The sequence below is a fragment of the Clostridium sp. D46t1_190503_E9 genome, assembly GCF_015555225.1.
In the GTDB taxonomy this organism is placed as follows: Bacteria; Bacillota; Clostridia; order Clostridiales; family Clostridiaceae; genus Clostridium.
On sequence record NZ_JADNKB010000001.1, the window covers coordinates 1 to 17,559 of the forward strand.

At 26.3% G+C, this 17,559-nt stretch carries 15 protein-coding genes; 9 read left to right on the forward strand and 6 right to left on the reverse strand.

The genetic code is table 11. The features are described from left to right. Positions 1–55 precede the first annotated feature (55 nt). Together I2E83_RS00005 and I2E83_RS00010 are read right to left on the reverse strand one after the other, a co-directional pair. Positions 56–652 carry an Arm DNA-binding domain-containing protein gene (locus tag I2E83_RS00005; protein ID WP_195428087.1) on the reverse strand — a complete coding sequence of 199 codons (597 nt, stop codon included), beginning with the start codon at positions 650–652 and terminating at the stop codon, positions 56–58. A 1-nt stretch (position 653) separates the two neighbouring features. Beyond that, the gene (locus I2E83_RS00010) at positions 654–866 is read right to left on the reverse strand and encodes a helix-turn-helix domain-containing protein (protein WP_195428089.1); all 213 of its coding nucleotides are present in this window, start codon (positions 864–866) and stop codon (positions 654–656) included. A gap of 527 nt (positions 867–1,393) precedes the next feature. Between I2E83_RS00010 and I2E83_RS00015 the strand changes: the two genes are divergently transcribed. From I2E83_RS00015 to I2E83_RS00030, 4 genes are all read left to right on the forward strand, one after another. Beyond that, positions 1,394–3,787 (forward strand): DEAD/DEAH box helicase family protein, encoded by a 2,394-nt coding sequence (locus I2E83_RS00015; protein ID WP_195428091.1) that lies wholly within the window; start codon positions 1,394–1,396, stop codon positions 3,785–3,787. A gap of 24 nt (positions 3,788–3,811) precedes the next feature. Then, a complete protein-coding gene (locus tag I2E83_RS00020) occupies positions 3,812–5,251 on the forward strand; it encodes a class I SAM-dependent DNA methyltransferase (protein WP_195428093.1) in 1,440 nt (479 codons plus the stop codon). A gap of 1 nt (position 5,252) precedes the next feature. Continuing rightward, a complete protein-coding gene (locus I2E83_RS00025) occupies positions 5,253–6,890 on the forward strand; it encodes a restriction endonuclease subunit S (RefSeq protein ID WP_195428096.1) in 1,638 nt (545 codons plus the stop codon). A 96-nt stretch (positions 6,891–6,986) separates the two neighbouring features. Then, the gene (locus I2E83_RS00030; protein WP_195428098.1) at positions 6,987–7,832 is read left to right on the forward strand and encodes a hypothetical protein; all 846 of its coding nucleotides are present in this window, start codon (positions 6,987–6,989) and stop codon (positions 7,830–7,832) included. 77 nt (positions 7,833–7,909) lie between these two features. On the opposite strand, the gene I2E83_RS00035 is transcribed toward I2E83_RS00030, so the two are convergent. The 3 genes from I2E83_RS00035 to I2E83_RS00045 all read right to left on the reverse strand — a co-directional run bounded on the left by I2E83_RS00035 (position 7,910) and on the right by I2E83_RS00045 (position 10,376). Beyond that, positions 7,910–8,980, reverse strand: a complete 1,071-nt coding sequence (locus tag I2E83_RS00035) for a hypothetical protein (RefSeq protein WP_195428099.1) — start codon at positions 8,978–8,980, stop codon at positions 7,910–7,912. Positions 8,981–9,102: 122 nt separating this feature from the next. Further along, positions 9,103–9,834 (reverse strand): hypothetical protein, encoded by a 732-nt coding sequence (locus I2E83_RS00040; RefSeq protein ID WP_195428102.1) that lies wholly within the window; start codon positions 9,832–9,834, stop codon positions 9,103–9,105. An 86-nt stretch (positions 9,835–9,920) separates the two neighbouring features. Next, positions 9,921–10,376 (reverse strand): hypothetical protein, encoded by a 456-nt coding sequence (locus I2E83_RS00045; RefSeq protein WP_195428103.1) that lies wholly within the window; start codon positions 10,374–10,376, stop codon positions 9,921–9,923. Between the two features lie 380 nt (positions 10,377–10,756). Here I2E83_RS00045 and I2E83_RS00050 point away from each other — a divergent pair, with 380 nt between their 5' ends. Then, complete coding sequence (locus I2E83_RS00050) at positions 10,757–11,947, forward strand: DUF262 domain-containing protein (protein WP_195428105.1); 1,191 nt, start codon at positions 10,757–10,759, stop codon at positions 11,945–11,947. A gap of 6 nt (positions 11,948–11,953) precedes the next feature. Continuing rightward, positions 11,954–13,030, forward strand: coding sequence for an MAE_28990/MAE_18760 family HEPN-like nuclease (locus tag I2E83_RS00055; RefSeq protein WP_195428107.1), 1,077 nt, complete (start codon positions 11,954–11,956; stop codon positions 13,028–13,030). A 336-nt stretch (positions 13,031–13,366) separates the two neighbouring features. Here I2E83_RS00055 and I2E83_RS00060 read toward each other — a convergent pair whose 3' ends face one another. Then, positions 13,367–14,110, reverse strand: a complete 744-nt coding sequence (locus I2E83_RS00060) for a phage antirepressor KilAC domain-containing protein (RefSeq protein WP_195428109.1) — start codon at positions 14,108–14,110, stop codon at positions 13,367–13,369. Between the two features lie 315 nt (positions 14,111–14,425). Between I2E83_RS00060 and I2E83_RS00065 the strand changes: the two genes are divergently transcribed. The 3 genes from I2E83_RS00065 to I2E83_RS00075 all read left to right on the forward strand — a co-directional run bounded on the left by I2E83_RS00065 (position 14,426) and on the right by I2E83_RS00075 (position 17,429). Then, on the forward strand, positions 14,426–14,617 hold the full coding sequence (locus tag I2E83_RS00065; RefSeq protein ID WP_195263178.1) for a hypothetical protein: 192 nt from the start codon (positions 14,426–14,428) through the stop codon (positions 14,615–14,617). A 266-nt stretch (positions 14,618–14,883) separates the two neighbouring features. Then, positions 14,884–15,672: a CsxC family protein gene (locus I2E83_RS00070; RefSeq protein WP_195428111.1), complete on the forward strand. Its 789-nt coding sequence runs from the start codon at positions 14,884–14,886 to the stop codon at positions 15,670–15,672. A 350-nt stretch (positions 15,673–16,022) separates the two neighbouring features. Next, entirely contained in the window at positions 16,023–17,429 is a 1,407-nt protein-coding gene (locus I2E83_RS00075) for a CsxC family protein (RefSeq protein ID WP_195428112.1), read from the forward strand. Positions 17,430–17,559: the final 130 nt, after the last annotated feature.

Consider the following 17,559-nt stretch of genomic DNA (forward strand, 5'->3'; position numbering starts at 1 on the left):
ATTTATTTAATTATATAAAAAATACCTATAGCCATAAACCCTTTTATTTAAGTGTCTAGTCTATAGGTATCAGTTTAGAATTTATAACCCTTTGAATATCTTCTAATTCTATTAGTTCTGGATTAAATTCATTTTTTTGAGGAATATTGTCCACCTTTGTTGCAGGATTACTTAACATATAATCTTTTCTTACAGCACTATTTAATATATTTACTATAAGTCTATGAAGATGTTTAATTGTAGTATTACTTATAATACCTTCGTTCTCTTTATAATTATAAAATTGCTCTATAACCCTTGGACTTAAATCTTTTAGTTTTTTTGCTCCTAAAAGAGGTATTATGTGTTTATCAAGTAAAAATGAATAATGTTCTATAGTTGTAGGAGAAAGATTTTTCTTATTATTTAGCCATTCGCTAGAATATTGTTTAAAAGTTAAATTATCTCCATCACGGAAAATCCCAGTAGCAACTTCACCTTTAATTTTGTCTAAATATGTTTGAGCCTCTCTCTTAGTCCTAAATCCACCTTTACGACATTGTTTTCTTTTACCAGTTAGAGTGTCTGTTACATACCAAAAGATATACCAACTTCCTCCTTGAACCTTCTGATAGGGATTGCCTTTTCCTAGTTCCTTCTTTTTCTTTTCCATTTTATATACATCCTTTCATAAGTGAATTTTCTAACCAAAGTTCAAAATCTGTCTTGGGGATTTTAATTAGTTTTTTACCTAATCTAAATTTAGGGAAATCTTCACCTGCAACAATGTTGTATGCAGTAGATCTACTTACATCTAATATTCTTTGTATATCTTTAACGTTATAAAACTTTGATATTTCCATATTTTTTTCTAATCCTTCCTTCATATAAATCATCCTCCTATGTTTTAATAATTTTTGTTGTAAAGTTTCAAATTTTTTATTAAAAAGTATGTTATATAATAACCAATAACCTTTATCTAAACATGTATCTTATTAATTATGATGTTGTAAAAGTAATTGGCATTAACATGATTTTTAATATAATATTTATCTATAACATCAAAAGTTTAAAATCAGCCATGAACATTAAAAAAAATTACAATAATTTATTTACTAATGATGCTTTTAATCAAACATCATATTAAAATAATTATGTTGTAAAAAAGTAATAGTAATTAATAACACAGGTTATTAAAAAATTACCATAAAATAAAAAACTAAATGGAATTTATTTATGTATATAGACTAATAACACAATTGATTTAAAATCAGACAAAATAAGTTAGAAGATTATATTATTTTTAATTGCGAAGAGTTTGAGGGAAATATGTAAAAATAACAAATAATACTAAAAAACAAGTGAATTATATGTTAAAATAGGGTTGGATAGAAGATGGTAGAGGGGGATTACGTTGAATAAGAAAAGCCTAAGTGAAGCAAGCATTATTTCAAAATATATTATGCCTGCTATAGAAAATGCAGGATGGGATAAACAAAAGCAAATAGCACAAGAGATAAGTTTTACAGATGGACGAATAATTGTTAGAAAAAAGGTTGTAACAAGAGGAAAAAGAAAAAGGGCAGACATAATCCTTTACTATAAAAATAATTTACCACTAGCCATAATTGAGGCTAAGGATAATAAACATACACTTGATGCAGGTATGCAGCAGGGATTAAATTATGGTGAAATTTTGGACATCCCATTTGTATATTCAAGTAATGGTGATGGCTTTATAGAGCATGACAGAACTAAAACAAATGGGACTATTGAAAGAGAATTGACTTTAGATGAGTTTCCAACTCCAGAAGAGTTGTGGAATAGATATAAAGACTATAAGGGAATAACAGAAGAAGTTGAAGATGTAGTAACTCATAGTTATTACTATGACCAAGATTGTTTTCCACCAAGGTATTATCAAAGAATTGCAATTAATAGAACTGTGGAGGCTATAGCAAAAGGACAAGATAGAGTATTACTTGTAATGGCGACAGGAACAGGGAAAACCTATACAGCCTTTCAAATAGTTTATAAGTTATTTAAGTCAGGGATGAAAAAGAGGATACTTTATTTAGCAGATAGAAATATATTAGTTGATCAAACTATAATTGGAGATTTTAAACCTCTTCAGGACAATATTAATAAGATAAAAAATAGAACTGCTGATAAGTCTAGGGAAATTCAATTCGCACTATATCAAAGTCTAACTGGTGAAACAGAAGAAAAGAAATTATATAAAAAATATAGTAAGGATTATTTTGATTTAATTATCATAGATGAGTGCCATAGAGGTTCAGCAAAGGATGATTCAGCATGGAGGGAGATTTTAGATCATTTTGATTCTGCTACAAAAGTAGGGTTAACTGCTACACCAAAAGAAACTAAAGATGTTTCTAATATAGATTACTTTGGGGATGCTTTATTTACTTATTCTTTAAAGCAAGGAATTGATGATGGATTCTTAGCACCTTATAAAGTAGTAAGAGTTGGATTAGATAGAGATTTAGAAGGTTATAGACCTGAAAAAGGTAAGAGAGATAAATATGGTGAAGAATTAGAGGATAGAATATATAATAAGAAGGATTTTGATAGAAATCTTGTATTAGAAAAGAGAACAGAAATAGTTGCTAAATATGTAAGTGATTATTTAAAGAAGAATAATAAGAGAATGGCTAAAACAATATTCTTCTGTACAGATATTGACCATGCAGATAGAATGAAAAGAGCACTTATTAATGAAAATAGTGATTTATATTCACAAAACTCCAAGTACGTAATGAAAATTACAGGGGATGATGAAGATGGTAAAGATGAATTAGAAAACTTTATCACTCCAAGTGAAAAATATCCTACATTAGTAACAACATCAAAGTTATTAACAACAGGAGTAGATTGTAAAACTTGTGAGTTCATAGTTATAGATTCAGAAATTAATTCTATGATTGAGTTTAAGCAAATCTTAGGAAGAGGAACAAGAATAAGAGAAGATTATGGAAAGATGTATTTTACTCTTATAGACTTTAGAGATGTTTCAAGGTTATTTGCAGATAAGGACTTTGATGGAGATCCTGTAAGAATAAAAGAGGTTTCAACAGAGGAAGTTCCAGATGAAAATGATGAAGTAATAGATGATACTCTATTAGATGAAGGAAATGAGGGAACAACATATGATGAACCAGGCGATGATAATCCAAGTGGTTCAGATTTTATTAACGATCCTTTTGAAGGTGGAGAAGGAAGAAAAAAGTATTATGTTAATGATGTAGCAGTAAGAGTTATTAATGATAGAGTTCAATATTATGGTGCTGATGGTAAGTTAATAACTGAATCATTAATAGATTATACTAAAAAGAATATAAAGAAGGAATTTTCAACTTTAGATGAGTTTTTAAGAAAATGGACTGAAACTGAAAAGAAAGAAGAATTAAGAAAACACTTTGAAGAGGAAGGTATTTTCTTAGAGGACTTATTAGAAGAAGTAGGAAAAGATATGGATGTTTTTGATTTAGTATGCCATGTTGCTTTTGATATGCCAGTATTAACAAGAAAAGAAAGAGCAAATAATGTTAAAAAGAGAAATTACTTTGGTAAGTATAATGAAAAGGCAAGAATAGTATTAGAAAAACTTCTTGATAAATATTCAAATGAAGGTATAGAAAACATTGAAGATATTAAGGTTTTAAAACTACCAGACTTTAAGGAAATTGGAACTCAACTTGAAATAGTAAAAAAGGTTTTTGGTGGAAAGAAAGAATATGAAAAGGCAGTTAAGGAATTAGTTAAAGAACTATATACTATTGCATAAACTAGAAAGAAGGAGACTAAAGATATGTCAGTTACAGGAGTAATAAAAGGTGTTCAAGATATTATGCGTCAAGACGCAGGGGTAGATGGAGATGCACAAAGAATATCACAATTAGTATGGATGATATTTTTAAAGGTATTTGATGCAAAGGAAGAGGAATGGGAATTAGAGTATGATGACTATGAACCAATAATTCCAGAGGATTTAAGGTGGAGTGCTTGGGCTGCTGATGACGAAGGAATGACAGGAGATGAACTTTTAGATTTTGTGAATAACAGACTATTTAAAGAACTAAAGGAATTAGAACTAGATGAAAATTCAGACCCAAAGAGTTTCTTAGTTAAGGCTATATTTGAAGATTCATATAACTACATGAAATCTGGTGCATTAATAAGACAGGTCATAAATAAATTAAATGAAATAGACTTTACAGCAAGTGAAGATAGGCATTTATTTAATGATATTTATGAAAATATATTAAAAGACTTACAAAGTGCAGGAAATTCAGGAGAATTCTATACTCCAAGACCTGTAACACAATTTATAATAGAAATGCTAAATCCACAATTAGGTGAAAAGGTAGCAGATTTTGCTTGTGGTACTGCTGGGTTCTTAACTTGTGCTATTGAGCATATGAAAAAGCAACAAAGTAAGGTTGAAGATTTAAAGGTGTTAGGAGAATCAATAATAGGGGTAGAAAAGAAACCACTACCACATCTATTAGCAACAACTAACTTAATTCTTCATGATATAGATGTGCCACAAATAAAGCATGATAACTCTCTTATGAAGAATGTAAGGGATTTAAAACCAACAGAAATGATAGATGTAATCGCAATGAATCCTCCTTTTGGTGGAATTGAAGAGGATACAGTATTAACGAACTTCCCAAGTCAATTCCAAACAAAAGAAACTGCTGATCTATTTATGACATTAATAATGTATAGATTAAGTGAAAATGGAAGAGCAGGGGTAGTTTTACCTGATGGATTCCTTTTTGGTGAAGGGGTTAAAACAAAAATAAAAGAAAAACTATTAAGTGAATTTAACCTTCATACAATAGTTAGAATGCCAAATGGTGTATTCGCTCCATATACAGGAATTAATACAAATCTTCTATTCTTTGAAAAAGGAAAAGCAACAGAGGAAGTTTGGTATTTTGAACATCCACTACCAGAAGGATATAAAAACTATACAAAAACTAAACCAATAAGAAGTGAAGAGTTTGAACTAGAAAAATCATGGTGGACTAATAGAGAAGAAAATGAAAATGCTTGGAAGGTATCTATTGAAGAAATAAAAAATAGAAATTATAATTTAGATTTCAAGAATCCAAATAAAGAAGAAGAGGACTTAGGAGATCCGGTTGCACTACTTGAAAAGTATAATAATGCTAAAGCAGAAGTAGATGAAATACAAAATCAACTTATAGAAGAATTAAAAAAGATTTTAGGTGGTAATTAATATGGATATGATGTTAGAGCAATTTAAAACCATCTTTGATAGACCAGAAAAGGTTAAGAAGTTAAGAGAAACCATACTTGATTTAGCGGTAAGAGGAAAATTAGTGGAGCAAGATCCTAATGATGAACCAACAAGTGTTTTACTGGATAGGATTAAAGAAGAAAAGGAAAGATTAATTAAAGAAAAGAAAATAAAAAAAGAAAAGTCTTTAGCAGAAATTAGTGAAGATGAAATTGAATATTTTATTCCTAAAAGTTGGAGATGGTGCAAACTTCCTAATGTATATTCTGTATATGGAAATTCTTCTTCTAAAATTAAGACTAACGAATTAGAAGAAAATGGTAAAATTCCGGTTGTTTCGCAAGGTAAAGAGTTAATAGTTGGTTATTCAAATCAAGTTGATAAAGTTGTAAAGTTAGAAGGAAATAGTGTTGTAATATTTGGTGATCACACAAAAGAAGTAAAATTAGTTGATTTTGATTTTATATGTGGTGCTGATGGTGTAAAAGTATTACTACCTATATGCTGTAATATCAAATATTTTTATTGGTTCTTAAAAAATGTAAAAATAGATAGTAGAGATTATGGGAGGAATTTTAAAAAGTTAAATGAAAAATTAATTCCTATTCCACCATTAGAAGAGCAAAAACGTATAGTAGAAAAAGTTGATTCATTAATGGTTTTTTGTGATAAATTAGAAAAAGCATTAGAGAAAAAAGTTCATTATGGAGAATTAGCCGCTAAATCTGTATTTAATGCTGTAGGCAATGTTTCTACTGTTGAAGAGTTAGAAGAAACATTAAGGTTTATATTATTAAATTTTAAAGATTTATCTTTAGGAGATAATGCAGTTAAGGAATTAAAAAATTGCATTATTCAATTGGCAGTACAAGGAAAATTAGTACCACAAGATTCAAATGATGAACCAGCAGAGGTTCTTTTGGAGAAGATAAGAGAAGAAAAAGAAAGATTAATTAAAGAAAAGAAGATAAAGAAAGAAAAGCCTTTAGCAGAAATAAGTGATAATCCTTACATCATTCCAAGTAGGTGGAGTTTAGTGAGGTTAGGAACTCTAGCAAAGGGAATTGAATATGGAACTTCTACAAAGGCGGATTTAGATCAAAGTAAAGTACCTGTTTTAAGGATGAATAATATAATTGATGGGAAGATAGACTACAAGAATTTAAAGTATGTTGATTCAGATATTAAAGATTTACCAAGATTGTATTTGAATAATAAAGATTTGCTTTTTAATAGAACTAATAGTTATGAGTTAGTTGGTAAAACAGCAGTATTCAAAGGATTAGATAATTCAATGACATTTGCATCATATTTGATAAGAATAGAATTATTTAATGAGATGGTAAATGCTGAATATATTAATATTGTAATGAACTCAAATTTATATAGGATTAGCCAGATTGAACCTGAAATAACTCAACAAAATGGGCAAGCAAATTTTAATGGAACAAAATTAAAATCAACCATAATACCATTGCCACCAATAGAAGAACAAAAACGTATAGTAGAAAAAGTTGATTCATTAATGATATTGTGTGATGAATTAGAAAAGAAAATTCAAAAACAAAAGGATTACAGTAATAGATTAATGGAATCTATTCTTAAAAGTTCACTTTAGCATAGAGCGTAGCTCTATGCTTTTTCTATATTAAAATTAATGGCAGACAAGTATATATACCTTACGTTAACATTAAAATGTAAGGAGGACTGGTTTATGTTAGATACAATAGAAATTAATGAGTTATTTGATCAATTAATAACCTTTGCTGATGAATTAATAGAAGAAAAGTTTCTTGCTGATATTTTAGTAAATGATCTAAATACAGAAGATTTTAATAGAAACTTTGATAAATTTATATTTACTAAAAGTACAAGTATTTTAAAATCTATTTCATTGCTATTAAAAAATAATGATTTTGATGGAAGTTTAATATTAACAAGAACGCTATTAGAAAGTTATGAAATAGGAAAGGCTTATAGAAGAGATACTAATATTAGTAAACAATTATACTACAATTCTCTGAAATGGAGATTTGAGCATTTATACATAGAAAATAATAAGATTAGATGGAATAAGAGTAAAAGTAAAGACTGTAGGAGTTTAAGTAGATTAAAAGAAGTAAATGAAGGGGATGAGTATTTAAGTATACTTTATAGTTATTTAAGTGCCCATGTTCATGTGGATCTGATTACGCAATGGGATTATGTTGATAGAGATGGTTTTTATAGTACAAATTGTTATGTAGATAATAATTTAGTTATTTCAATAGCATTATATGTATACTTGAAGTTATTTAATATGATTATTGTTTGGGGAAAATATTATTATGCTGGAGATAATTATATAGATATAGGTAAAAAATTATATTTTAAAGGATTATTAGTTGTAAAAAAAGTATTAGATATTCTTATTAATGAATATGAAAATATTGAAAAGTTATGTTATGATGGGATTCAGAATTATATAGAGACATTAACATTTGCATTGAAAGTAATGAAAAATAAAACAAACAGAGAAATTAGAAAACACAAAAAGAGTATAGTTAAAGCAACTTTTTAAAAGTAGCAAGTAAAAATACTCTAAATAGGGTTATTAAATTTTAAACTTAGAAGGAAGAAGAGGATGTTATTAGAGAATCAACTATCATCATAGAAAGCAATACTCATATAAGATTGATAGATATAGTAATTTTCTAAAATAATATTATAATTATTGGTTATTATAAATTCTTCTAATAATAATAGTAGCAGTCTTAAATATTTTAAAGTTAGTGTTTGTGATAATGAGTTAGTATATTCAGTAGTGAATAATTGGAAGTTATTAAAATCTATATATTTATCTATAGAACCATTAATAGTATTTATGTTTAGGTTATGAGTTTTAAGAATTTTTTTATATTGATAAATTGTGGCAGAGGAAATAGGCTCCTTTAAAGTTTTATTTAAAAAAGCCTTAATATTAGTGGCAAGTAATGAGGTTATTTTCTTAGATTTATTTAAGGTATCTAATGTGTTATTTAAAGCAGCAGTTGTTTGGGGGTTAATAGTTAATCCTAAACTACTAAGTTTTTCACTATAAAGATTATTCAATAATATTGGATTGTCTAGAATACTATCTACTGTTTTGATATCTTTAAATTTTCTATAAAGATATGGATTTTTAAACTGAAATTCTACTCTTAAGATATTATCATTAATATAAATATTGTTATTTTTAGCCTCTACATTTTTATCGTAAATGTTGTAGCAAATGCTTTTATTGTTGGCGTGTACACTAGTCTTATAATCGGTTTTATTTGCTCTTGAATATTTAAGAGATTTAAAGTATTCAATGTAAACAGACTTATCTTTGGCAGATGAACATATATAGTTTGATGCTAAATCTAGCCTTGTGATATTCCAATCTTTAAAGTTTTTAATGGGAAAGCCTTTAAATAGAAATCTAAGTGTTAAATTCATTTTTTTGTAAAAGAGTGATAAGTCATTGAAGTTAAAAATAACATGATTATTGTTATACATAAATTTTGTTATAGATGTAGTAACTTGCAAAAATCCTCTAGAAATAGAGTAGATAATATTAAGATTATCTATTTTAGCGTGATAGAAAAGCCCTAAAGACTTATTAGTGCATACTCTACCAAAATATGGATTATTATTAAAATAATCATTTGTGATATAAATATTAGTCATTGCCTTAAGTGTATCCATGTATAAAACCTCCTTTCTTTTTTGAATTTGAAACAATATAACCAGTTGAAAGAAGGTTTTCAAATTTTTAGATAACTTTTTAAATAAAAAATGCACCAGCTGACGCTGATGCAATTTTTTATTTAAAGTTTATTATTTTTGTATCTAAATGCAAAATCTAAATATTCAAATTCATCTCTATATTCCTTTATAATTTCATCATTGCTATTTAATCCAATCTCAATTATCCTTTTAATACTATTCTTAAATTTACTTTCTAGATGTACATATAATTCATTTATAAGCCTTAATCTATAGTGATAAGTAGCATCTGAAAGAAAATGATTAAAGAATCCTGTAATTAAATTATTTATATTTAATGTTTTCAAATATTCTAATTCTTCTCTATATTTTTCAATATATTTTGCAGCAACATGATTAATTTCTAATGCTTTTAAGTTAGAATAATAGTTCATAGCAACTAATTTGTTATTGTAAAAAGTATCTTTGTCATTAATTTTACAAACATCGTGTAAGTTACAATCAGTAACAGCATCAAATAATTGATCAGTATTATGATAAACCATTTTATTTATTAGAAATGCTAATAGTTTCTTTTTGATACTGGCATCTAAATTAGAAAAATGTTCATAGAACTCTTCCTTATAAAGTTTAGAGCAATGTATAAAGACAGGGTAAGATTCCATTGTGAAAATAACATCTTTCACCTCTAAAAAGTTTTCTTTAACTTCTAGTAGTTGTTCTAAATCAAATGCAATATCATCTAGATCTCTAGTGTTTGTTGATGGATACCCAACATTATTTTCGTAATCTAGGTAGTTTTTGTACTCCATTAATACCTTTTTAATATTCAATTTAAACTCCTCCTTAAATAAATTTCTAGCATTATAAAAACTCTTATAACTAAAAATCAAATAAAAAACTCCAAAAGTTGGAGTTTTTAAAGAAATTTTTTATATTCTTCTAATGCTTTAATGACTAAATCCTTTAAGGTGCAATTATTGTCTATTGCAGCATGTTGATAAGTTCTTTTAAGGGATAAAGGTATGTTAAGGTTTAAAGATTCTTCGGATGTAGGATAAGTATCTTTTTTAGGAGTAGAAGGTCTAACTTGACCTTTACATTTATTACAAGCACTTGCAAAACCAGATTTTTGGCTATGCAAATGAATTTCTTCTTCCTTATGGATATCAGTAAATTCATTATCAGTTGACTTCAAAACATCATAAAATGTTAAACATTTACTACATTGTTTCTCTATCACGTTATTTGTAGTGTTAAAGCGATATCTACTTCTAGCATTATTAATATAAGTAGGTATAGTAATCTTCTTATCATTAACTACAATTTTGTTATCCCCTTTATTGAAATATATATAGTTTTCTTCAATTCTCATAATCATCATTCCTTTCGATCTGTATGTAGGTAAATGTAGTTAGCAACATGGGTTGTAATTGATATTTACCTTTAATGCAATATAAATAATAATTGATGCAAAATCAAATTATTATTTGGAATTTCTATAAAGGTTAATATAAAAGTGGGTTCAGATAATAAAGTCGTTTCAGTAATCACTTTCCTTATAGAGGGGCATTACCTTAAAGATACCCAGTAGAATACTTAAATTATACTTGAAACCATTTTGTATTGATAATAAACCACTTAATAAGATTTAATTGCATTAGAAAGTGTATAATCTTCTATAAAAGAAGATTTTAGATTAATGTTTAATATGATTGGTTAATATTGTATAATTGATTATTAGGAGGGGATTAAATGGATTTAAAGTTATTTGATGGAGAAGTTTATGAGAATAGGGAAGAAGAAATAGAGGAATTAAGGAAGTATAATGATGAAGAAATCAATATGAAATACATATCAGGAGATATAAGGATAGTAACTGAACAAGCAAGATATCCATTATCAACAATTTTAGAAATGATAACAGAGGAAAATAGTAAGTATAAACTTAATCCTGATTATCAAAGAAGAAGAAGATGGGATGATACTAAGAAGTCTAGATTAATAGAATCAATTATAATTAATGTACCTATACCTCCTATTTTCTTATATGAGTATGAATTTGCTAAATTTGAAGTAATGGATGGATTACAAAGGTTAACAACTATTTGCGATTTTTATAGTGATAAGTTTAAGTTAGAAGGTTTAGAACAATGGTCAGAATTAAATGGAAAAACATATAGTGAATTGCCAACAAAAATTAGAGAAGGAATCGATAGAAGGTATTTATCATCTATCATTTTATTATATGAAACAGGTAATAATAATGAACAAAAAGCAAACTTCTTGAAAAAATTAGTATTTGAAAGACTAAATAGTGGTGGAGTTAAATTAAGTTATCAAGAGTCGAGAAATGCTTTGTATAATGGACCATTTAATGAATTGTGTATTAAGTTATCAAGAAATAAATATTTTTGTATAATGTGGAATATTCCAACTGATGAAGAAGATAGTAAATTAACAGATAATGATATGTTTAAGTGTATGGATGATGTTGAGTTGGTATTAAGATTCTTTGCACTAAGATTACTTGAAACAAGAAATGATGTAAACTCATGGAAAAATTATTTTGATAGTATTCTTAGGGAAGGAAATAAATTAAATAGTGAAATTTTAACTAAGTACAATATACTTTTTAATGATACCATGAAACTAATATATGATGTTTTGGGAGAAAATGCTTTTTATTTATTTAGGTTAAGAAACGGTAAATGGTATTGGCTAGAGAGACCTACTAAAGTAGTGTATGATCCAATTGTAAGGGTGTTTAGTCAACTCATTGATAAGAAGGATATTTTAATGCAAAAGAAAGTAGAAATACAGAGTAAGATAGAAAAATTTTATATGGATAACTATGATGATTTTGAAGGTAGGAATAATAATAAAGTAAATATTATTAAAAGAACAAATTTAATATATGATTTTATTAGTGAATTCTTAGAGTAATATATTATGAAAGTTGTATATAGAGAATATTTAAATAAGATAAAAAATATAGAAGCATATATAAAATTTCTAGAAGAAGAGAAGAAAATTAGAAATATGTTAGTCCACAACAAAAATGAAATATGTTGTTCAGGAGAAAGTTGTTCATTAAAAATGCATCATATTGAGAAGAATACAAGAATTGATTCTAGAATATTTAACTTTAATTCTATAATTATTGGATTATATGGAGCATATGAGAATTATATTGAAAATATTATAGTTACCTATTTGATTGAGTTAAATAAATTAATCACTAATTATAATGAACTACCAAATATAATAATAAAAAGTAATTTAAATTTATCTTCTGAATTATTATTAGAAACTAAAAAAGCAAAATATAGTGATATAGATATTGAAGACTTGATAATAAATTTAAGCGGTTGCATTAAGAATGAATCAAACTATAAATTGAATTATAAAGCATTTACAAAACATGATACTAATCTAAGGTGCGATGCATTAAATCAGATGTTTAGTAGAATTGATATAAATGGTATTTGTAAAAGTATTATAAATTCTAAAGTGTTCAAAGAATATTATGCTGAGGAAAAAATGATTGGAATAGAAGAAGTTGCTTCAATTGTAAGTAGAAGGTCAGATAAAGAAAATCTAAATACATTAGAGATGCTAATTGAATATAGAAATAAGGTAGCACATGGGTCAGTTGATGAAACAATTGAGTTAAATGAACTTGAAAATACTTATGTGAAGTTTATGAATGTTATAGGAAAGTCTATATATGAAATTTTAAATGAGTCAATATTAAAGTATATGGTTAAGGTTAATGGAGTGAAGATACAAAGAATTTATCACGCAAGTGGAAATATTCTATGCTTCAATTCCCAGAATGAAGAAGTAGTTAAAGGTAAAAGTATAGTAGTAAAAAGAAGTGACAATAGTTTTAAACGGTGTAAAATAAAGTCAATAGAAATAGATCATAAAGAAATTGATTGTGTAGATAGTTCAAAGTCTGAAGATATTGGAGTTTCTTTAGATGAAAAAGTGAAGTCAAGTTATGAGTATTATTTTGTTGATTAAATTTATATAGACTCATCAAAAGGCTCATCAACGAGTCATCACTAAATAAATTTATTGGACGAAATAGACTAAAACAACAAAACTAAATGGACGAAATAACACTAAAAATACCCTTTGGACATAATGGACAAGGGGTATTTTCTTATATTTTTATCTCGAAAACAAGTTAATTATTAAAAATTCAAATAAAATATTTGAATTTCTATAAGTTAATTTAATAACACATAATAAATAAAATGAATCTTTATAAAATTACCTGATATCAATATAATACTATATTTAAAGATTAAATAAAAAGTTGTATCAGATTATTCATTCAATCTGATACAACTTCCTCTATTTCTCAATCAAAGGAACAATCCCAAGCTTGTCCTTCAACAATTCATATATAAAAACTCGTCCTTTTTCAGTCCAGTGGGTCACTATTATATATTTCCCCTCAGAGATATTTAATGTTTTAGAACTTGTATATCCCTGTGGTGCGTATTCTTGATATAAAACCCATTTATCTGAAATTTTGTATTGTACTCTTAATGAATTAAGTATCTTATTCATTTGAATTCCAGACATTCCATAGTCCTTTGCAATAATTGTTATAGGTATTAATAATTTACTATTTAGAACTTTATCGTGATAATTTACCTTTTCTTTAGATTCTTCAAGTTCGAACATTAATTGTTCTCTTTCTTCTTTTAATTCAGTAAGTATCCCTTTAATACTTGTTGAATCCTTTAGTCCCTCTTCTATTACTTTATCTGTAGCATACATTCCTTTAGATCTTATGGTTGGAAGAACTTCATCAAAAACCCAACTTTCAAATTTTTTAGCATAAGGTAATTTAGAATGAATGATAAGTCTAAATAAATCATTTTCTGGTATAAAAATGGCTTCTTGAACTCCTCCTGAAGTTTTTACTTTATGTTTAAATGCATATTTCGTATGTCTCTTTAGTGCTGCTCGTGGATTTGAATAGCCAAGTATTAAAGCACATTGAACAGCCTGAAAATAATCCTTCTCATCAATTTCTAGTAGTCTTATTTCTCCAAAGACATCATTTTTAAATATTTCTAATTTCTCCATTTTATCAAACCTCTCTTTATATAAAATTTATTTTTTTAGGGGAGTCGCGTTACGCGACGTCCTTTAGAAGTATTGTTTTATAGATTAATAGATATGTAGATAAAATTTTATCTACTTATTAAATATGCAGAAGTTAGAAAATTTTAGAGAAACTTATAAATTTATTTTTTCACTATGTATTATCTCATCAAATCAATTTGTAAGTTATCACAATAAACATATAGTAACTTATTATACATAACGCAGTATAATAAATTAGCAGTCATAAAAATGTACCTATGTTTAATACACCCTATATTTATATGTAGGGTTTTTATGAATTCATTATCAAGAATTCAGTTTAAAGATGATTTGAATTATAAATGTACAAGATATGCTAAAAATGATATAAATTCAATAATAATATCTAATGATACTATAGCCGAAACATCTTATATTATTTCTTCTATTAATGCAAATAGCATAAAAAGTAAGATATTAGAATTTACTTATTTATTTTATAGGTAAAAATAACCTTCTTAATGTCAGTGGCAGCATAAATATAATAGGAGTATTTGTTGCTATATCTCAATTAGTAAAAACTGTCTTTATAATAATTTTACGAATAATATGGTGAAAGAATTAGAAAATCAGAAATTAGGAAAGGTCTTATTTGCTCATTATATAGATATTTTAAAATTAGAAATACGCACCAAAATGTGCATTTTATATATTATATAATATAAGGTTTAACTAACGATATTAACGAGATATAAAATGGAGGAAGTGTTATTATGAATGATAACAAAATAAATACAAATGAAATTGCACCTGAAAATACAGCTGTAGTACAGCACTGTGCGGAAGTTAAAACTCTACAACAATCTTTAACTGAACAAGTTCCTGTAACTCCTGCTGTTATTGCACCAGGACCAGTAGTTGTTAAGGTTCCAGTTGTAATAGCTGAAACTAATATAACAATACCAGTTGAAGCTACTATTAAATTAGATCATCCAGCAATAGAAATTAAGAGAATTAGAAAGAATGTATTTTTAAATCAATCTAGAGTTATTCCATTTTCTCAAGATGGTCTTTTTGGTACTGGAATATTATTTATAGCTGGTTTTATAAGAAAGAATATCGAATATGCAACTAAAACTTGTAATAGACCAGGATCTACTAGTATTTGTGGCGATATAAGACATTGTACAGTTGAAGTACCTTTTAACTTTACAACAAGGATTACTTTCCGTAGACCACCAATATTTATTACAAATTTTGCTCCACTAGAAGTAGAGTTCTTCACAGATAAGAATAAGAGTTGCGATAATTGTGCAGATCCAGTTATTGGACGTAATGTTTGTGATCAAAGCTTTTTCAATGTAGAATTCTTTAATGAGAAACCATTTACTGAATTAGTAAGAGCAGATATTGCTGAAGTTGATATTCACACAGATCCATATAAGGACTGCGATATCCCTACAGAACAACTTTTCACTAAGCTTACAGAAAAAGTTGTAGTTAATCTAACATTGAAAGTATTACAAAATCAACAAGTAAATGTTACAGCATTAGGACTATAAAAACTATATATCTATAAAGTAAATTAAGAAATTAATCTTATAAAATTTAATTTATTCAAGATAAAAGTCATATTTATTAAGCATATTCCTGACAATACTTAATATAAGTTTTGTCAGGAATTTTTTTAGTTATAAGAGGATTATATTAAGAGTAATTAATTTAATTAATTTATTAAAAGAAGAAAAGCTTTTGTTTATTTATGTACAATAAATTAGAAATTTGTATATTATACATTAGATATCTAATTAATTAATTTAAACTGCACATTTTTTTCAAAACAAAGCATTACAAAACAACAATTAAGGATAATTGCATTGTAATTATTAATTTCTTAAGTGGAGGAGATATTATGGAAAGGAGATACTATTCAAGGCAAAATTATAATCAACTTAAGATAAGACAATATGAAGAATATATTAAAAAACTGAATAAGTATTATTTATATATGAAAAGGAATTATGAGGATTATATAAAAAAGCAAAATCAGCAATATATTAATACAAAAAAGTACTATGAAGAATATATTAAAATGCAGAAAAAACAGTATTTATATATGCAAAATAATTATGAAGAATATATTAAAAAGCAAAATAGCTATTATTTATATAATAAAAAATATGATGAAGAAAATTATAAAATAAATAATGATATTGTTGATACTACACAAAATGAATTTTTTGACTTTTTTAAAACTCTTAACATAGAAGATAATAATATAAATGATGATAGAATAAAAAGAAGTATCTCCGAAATTTCAGAAGTTAATAATAAAGAGATTAATTTAGAATATAAAGATGATGATTTATCTACGAATGAGTACTTAGATAATAAAAGTAATAATATTAATACTAATATTACAGATTCACCTAAGGGAAAATTATTAGAAGAAATTTATGATGAATTATGTGAAGAAAATGATAAAAAATTCATAGAAGAAGGTTATAAAGTAAAAGAAGGTTATAAAGAAGACGATAAAAAATACTCAAATGAAAGTTATGAAAAGTTATTAAAAGTGGATGATAAAAAACTTATAAATGAAAACTATAATAATGTTGTAAAAAATGAGATATCTAAAAAAAATAACATTCAACCAGAACCTTTATATGCTAATTTACCTGTCCTATTAGCAGAAACAAATATAACAATTTCCGTAGAAGATACTATTTCATTAGATGAAGAAGTTAGTGAAATTAAGCGAATTAAAATGAATGTACTTTTAACTAAATCCAACCTTATTCCATTTCAATCAAATACTCACGATACTAATTCTGGAGTATTATTTGTTACAGGTTTTATAAGAAATAACATTGAATATCTAGCTAAAACTTCTAATGAAGAGAAGGCAGAGGGTAGGGTAGAAAATAGCTATGGAAATATAAAATACTGTATAGTTGAAGTACCTTTTAATTTTACTACTAGAATTACTTACATTAGGAAACCAATTTTTACTGAAAAAGCTAATATAAATGATTTTGAATTTTTTAATAATCACCCTAAAGAAGGTGATGTTTACGAAAATTCAATTATTAAATATGATACCTATGAACAAAGTATTGGATTTACAGAAGTATTTAATGAAAAACCTTTTGCTGAACTAATAAAAGCAACATTTATTGATGTTAATATTAATAAAAAACAAAGTTTAGTTAATGATGCTAAAGAAGAGCAAGAGTTTACTAAAATTGAAGAAAGAATAATTGTAAATTTAGTTCTAAGAGTGTTACAAAAACAGCAGTTAAAAGTAGGAGCAGAATAGTATGCATTTTAAAGATATTTATCAAGAAATCTCAAGTTTCCGTGATTATACCTATATAAATTCCATTTTAAGTAGCAAAATTATAAATGAAACAACAAATTCATCTTATGAGTCATATATAAATTACTTA

Coding starts and splice junctions, on each gene's coding strand:
- I2E83_RS00055 (WP_195428107.1), top strand. CDS start 11,954: ATGAAAGTTGTATATAGAGAATATTTAAATAAGATAAAAAATATAGAA.
- I2E83_RS00075 (WP_195428112.1), top strand. CDS start 16,023: ATGGAAAGGAGATACTATTCAAGGCAAAATTATAATCAACTTAAGATA.
- I2E83_RS00070 (WP_195428111.1), top strand. CDS start 14,884: ATGAATGATAACAAAATAAATACAAATGAAATTGCACCTGAAAATACA.
- I2E83_RS00060 (WP_195428109.1), bottom strand. CDS start 14,110: ATGGAGAAATTAGAAATATTTAAAAATGATGTCTTTGGAGAAATAAGA.
- I2E83_RS00065 (WP_195263178.1), top strand. CDS start 14,426: ATGAATTCATTATCAAGAATTCAGTTTAAAGATGATTTGAATTATAAA.
- I2E83_RS00005 (WP_195428087.1), bottom strand. CDS start 652: ATGGAAAAGAAAAAGAAGGAACTAGGAAAAGGCAATCCCTATCAGAAG.
- I2E83_RS00035 (WP_195428099.1), bottom strand. CDS start 8,980: ATGGATACACTTAAGGCAATGACTAATATTTATATCACAAATGATTAT.
- I2E83_RS00045 (WP_195428103.1), bottom strand. CDS start 10,376: ATGAGAATTGAAGAAAACTATATATATTTCAATAAAGGGGATAACAAA.
- I2E83_RS00025 (WP_195428096.1), top strand. CDS start 5,253: ATGGATATGATGTTAGAGCAATTTAAAACCATCTTTGATAGACCAGAA.
- I2E83_RS00030 (WP_195428098.1), top strand. CDS start 6,987: ATGTTAGATACAATAGAAATTAATGAGTTATTTGATCAATTAATAACC.
- I2E83_RS00050 (WP_195428105.1), top strand. CDS start 10,757: ATGGATTTAAAGTTATTTGATGGAGAAGTTTATGAGAATAGGGAAGAA.
- I2E83_RS00010 (WP_195428089.1), bottom strand. CDS start 866: ATGAAGGAAGGATTAGAAAAAAATATGGAAATATCAAAGTTTTATAAC.
- I2E83_RS00020 (WP_195428093.1), top strand. CDS start 3,812: ATGTCAGTTACAGGAGTAATAAAAGGTGTTCAAGATATTATGCGTCAA.